The following is a 4,160-nucleotide window of genomic DNA, read 5'->3' as shown; positions in this document are numbered from 1 at the left end:
ACCCCGGCGGCCACCGCCGAAGCGAGCAAGACCAACCCGCCGGCCTTGACGGCCGCGGCCAGTCCCAGCAGGTAGAGCGCACGTTTGCCGGCGGCGCCCACCGGAAGCACCGGCTTCACTGTGCGGTGACGGCGTGTGCTGCGGGGATGGCGGAGGCGCTCACGCGCTTGCGGAACACCCAGTAGGTGTAGCCCTGATAGACCAGCACGGCCGGGATGCCGAACAGCGCCACCACGCTCATCACGCCCAGCGTGTAGTCCGACGACGACGCCGAACCCACCGTCAGGCTGAAGGCCTCGTCGATGGTCGAGGGCAGTACCGTGGGGAACACCGCGGTGAAGATGGTTGCCGACCCGGCGACCACGAAGGTACCCAGTCCGGCGAAGGAGAGTCCGTCCCGGCCGGCTTTGGCCAGCAGCCAGGCCGCCGCCGCGCCGAGGGCGGCCAGCAACAGCGTCGCCACCGTGACGGCCTTGCCGTGCCGCAGCACCAACACGGCGGCCCAGGCGGCCATCGGCAGCAGCGCCACCGGCAGCCAGCGCAGGACCAGTGCCTTGGCCCGCAGCCGGACCTCGCCGTCGGTCTTCAGCGCCAGGAAAGCTGCCGCGTGGACCAGGCTGAAGCCGACCACCGCCAGCCCGCCGAGCACGGCGTAGCCGTTAAACCAGGCGAACGGTCCGCCCACCCGGTCGCCGTTGGCGTTGAGCGGCAGCCCGGTGGTGGTCAGGCCGAGCATGGCCCCGACACCGAAGGCCGCGACCAACGAGCCCAGCGCGATCGCCCAGTCCCAGCACGCCCGCCACCGGTCGGTGTCCACCTTGCCGCGGTATTCGATGCCGACGGCGCGGAAGATCAGGGCCAGCAGCACGAGCACCAGCGGAAGGTACAGGCCCGAGAACAGGGCGGCGTACCACTCCGGGAAAGCCGCGAACGTGGCGGCCCCCGCGGTGACGAGCCAGACTTCGTTGCCGTCCCAGACCGGGCCGATGGTGTTGAGCAGCACGCGGCGTTCCGTGTTGTTCCGGGCGAAGCCGCGCATCATCATGCCGACGCCGAGGTCGAATCCTTCCAGGAACAGGTACCCGGTCCAAAAGAAGGCGATGACAATGAACCAGATGGTGGGCAGGGTTTCCATGAGTCGTCCTTATCGATCCGTAGGAGCCGGTTCAGTACGCGAAAGCGAGCACGTCGTCAGGGTCTTTGCCGTCTCCGCCTGTTCCGTCTCCGTCCTTGCCGCGGCCGCCGGTGCCGCCGTCCTTGTCCGGGCCGTCCGCGGACGCCGCGTGCAGCAGCTCGGGCATCGCCGCGGGTACCCCGCCGCGGCAGTAGGCAGCGAGCAGTTTCACTTCCACCACCAGCAGCGAGCCGTAGACCAAGGTGAAGGCGCTGAGCGAGAAAACCAGCTCCCCCAGCGAGACACCCGGCGACACGGCCGCGGCCGTGAACATGAAGACATTGTCGATGCCGTCGGGATCCGGATTGGGTGCCACGACGAACGGCTGGCGGCCCATTTCGGTGAAGATCCAGCCCGCCGAGTTGGCGCCGAACGGGGCCAGGATTCCGAACACGGCCAGCCGCATCAGCCACTTCGATTCGGGGACGGTGCCCTTACGTACCACCCACAGGGCGACGGCGGCGGCCGCGGCGGCCAACATGCCGAAGGTGATCATCATCCGGAAGCCCCAGTAGGTGACTTCCATGACCGGCACGTAGTCAATTTCAGTGCCGGCGCGCTCGCCGTAGATCGGGTTGTCGGGCAGGTGGGTGCCAAACCGTTCCTGGTACTCCGGCAGCAGGCTGTTGATGCCCCGGATCTCGGTGTCGAAGTCGCCGTTGGCCATGAAGGAGAGCAGTCCGGGCAGCTCCACCACGGCGACCATGTCGTCGCAGTCGTTGGATCCCAGGTCGCCGACCGTCAGGATGGAGAAGCCCGTGCCGTCGTGGCAGGCCGCCTCCGCCGCGGCCATCTTCATGGGCTGTTGCTGGAACATCAGTTTGGCCTGCAGGTCCCCGGTAATGGACACTCCGGCGAAGGAGACGACGGCGACGACGGCGCCGATCCGCAGCGAGCGGAGCCAGACCTTGTGGTCGGCCGCATCCCTGCCGCGCGCCGGGTCGGATCCGACGATCACCGTGCCGTCCGGGCCGACGGTGTCGATGCCGTCGCGGCGGCGCTTCCACAGGTGGTACCAGCTGATGCCCAGCAGGAAGCCGCCGGCAACCGAGAGTGCGCCGAAGATCGTGTGCGGGAAGGCCACCAGCAGCGTGTTGTTGGTCAGCACGGCCCAGACGTCCACCATGACCGGCCGACCGTCGATCATTTCGACGCCGACCGGGTGCTGCATCCAGGAGTTGGCGGCCAGGATGAAGTAGGCCGAAGCGATGGTGGCCAGCGAGGCACACCAGATGCTGAGCAGGTGCACGGCCTTGGGCAGCCGGCCCCAGCCGAAAATCCACAGTCCCAGGAAGATGGACTCCACGAAGAACGCGAGCAGCGCCTCCATGGCCAGCGGCGCGCCGAAGACGTCGCCGACGAAGCGGCTGTACTCGCTCCAGGCCATGCCGAACTGGAATTCCTGGACCAGGCCGGTGGCCACGCCCATGATGAAGTTGATCAGGAACAGCTTGCCCCAGAACTTGGTCATCCGCAGGTACTGGTCCTTGCCGGTGCGGTACCAGGCCGTGTGCATGATCGCGACGAGCAGCCCCAGGCCGATGGTCAGCGGCACCATGAGGAAGTGGTAGACAGTGGTGATACCGAACTGCCACCGCGCGATTTCAAGTGCTTCCATTGCCACTGCCTCCCGGACTGACCTGGGTTCCGGACTGCGCCGGAACTCATTTCTACAAGCCGTAGAACTTAATCTTCTACGAACTGTAGAACATTTGCACGAAAGACGGTAAATTAGAGACTAAGAGCACGGTCGCGGAAAGGTTCTGCGCGCCGTAGATGCGACGTTAAGAGACGAAAAGGAACCAGATGGCTACTCTCGGAGATTTGGAACGGGCGGTCATGGACGTGCTGTGGTCCCAGAACGCCGCCGATCCGGCCGAAGGCGGACTGACCGCCAATGAGCTGCGCGACACGTTGGCGCAGGTCTCCGCGGACGGGGCGGACGGCAAGGAGTTGGCCGTCACGACGGTGCTGACGGTCCTGTCCCGGCTCGAGAAGAAGGGGCTGGTCCAGCGCGGCCGCGACATCCGCCCCCACCGCTACCGGGCGGTGACAAGCCGTGAAGAGCACACCGTGGAGCTGATGCACGAGGTCCTGGGCTCGGCCCCGGACCGCGAGGCCGTCCTGGCCCGCTTCATCGGCACGGTCAGCGACGAGGAAGCGGAAACCCTGCGCAAGATCCTCTCCTCCAACTGACCTGAATGTTCCTGGCCTCCTACCTGCTGGCCGCCATGGCGGTCATTTTGGCGTGGCCTGCGCCCATCCTGCTCTCGCGGGCACGTTGGACGGCCCGCAGTCCCGGGACGGCGCTGGTGCTCTGGCAGGCCATCGCCCTGGCCGGCGGCCTGTCCATGATCGGCGCCATGCTGACGTGGGGCTTGGAACCGCTGGGAGACCACCTGCTGGCCGGCCTCCGGGGCCTGACCGGCCTTCTGCTGGACGACAGTCCGGACACCGGCCTGGACCTGGTGCACGTGTTCGCGCTCAGTGCCGCCCTGCTGCTGACAGTGCACCTGGTCTTCACACTGCTGCTGACCTACTACAAGATCCGCAAACAGCGCGGCCGGCACCGCGACCTGCTGAATCTGCTCAGCTCCCCGTCCGAAGACTCCCCGCGCACCTTGGTGATCAACCATCCGGCGCCGGTTGCCTACTGCCTGCCCGGCGGCGGCGGATCCGTCACGGTGCTCTCGAACGGCCTGCTCGAGTTGCTCTCGCCCGACGAACTGCACGCCGTCATGACGCACGAAAAGGCGCACCTGGAACAGCGCCACGACCTGCTGCTGTGGGCCTTCGCCGCCTGGCGGGCGGCCCTGCCCTGGCTCCCCACCTCCAAGCTGGCCCGGACGGCGGTGAACGAGCTGATCGAGATGCTCGCGGACGACCATGCCCTGAAGACGTCGGCCCGCGAGACGCTGGTGCGCGCGATCGCCGTCGTCGCCGCCGGTGAGCGGCCGGCGACGGCAGGCCCGGCCGCCGGCCTGGG

The 4,160-nt window shown here is 67.4% G+C and carries 4 protein-coding genes; 2 read left to right on the top strand and 2 right to left on the bottom strand.

Translation table 11 applies throughout. The annotated features are described in order from the left end of the window. Window positions 1–115: 115 nt before the first annotated feature. Entirely contained in the window at window positions 116–1,135 is a 1,020-nt protein-coding gene (cydB, locus tag AC5RV2_RS15375) for a cytochrome d ubiquinol oxidase subunit II (RefSeq protein WP_494093054.1), read from the bottom strand. 31 nt (window positions 1,136–1,166) lie between these two features. Beyond that, window positions 1,167–2,792, bottom strand: coding sequence for a cytochrome ubiquinol oxidase subunit I (locus tag AC5RV2_RS15370; RefSeq protein WP_494093053.1), 1,626 nt, complete (start codon window positions 2,790–2,792; stop codon window positions 1,167–1,169). Window positions 2,793–2,980: 188 nt separating this feature from the next. On the opposite strand from AC5RV2_RS15370, the gene AC5RV2_RS15365 reads away from it, so the two are divergent. After that, the gene (locus tag AC5RV2_RS15365) at window positions 2,981–3,370 is read left to right on the top strand and encodes a BlaI/MecI/CopY family transcriptional regulator (RefSeq protein WP_494013835.1); all 390 of its coding nucleotides are present in this window, start codon (window positions 2,981–2,983) and stop codon (window positions 3,368–3,370) included. A gap of 5 nt (window positions 3,371–3,375) precedes the next feature. Continuing rightward, window positions 3,376–4,160 (top strand): M56 family metallopeptidase (locus AC5RV2_RS15360; RefSeq protein ID WP_494093052.1); only part of this gene is annotated, 785 nt, incomplete at its 3' end.

Source organism: Arthrobacter sp. Y3225116, from assembly GCF_059091245.1.
The sequence above is the reverse complement of the archived record's forward strand: the minus strand, read 5'-3'. Positions and strand labels throughout refer to the sequence as shown.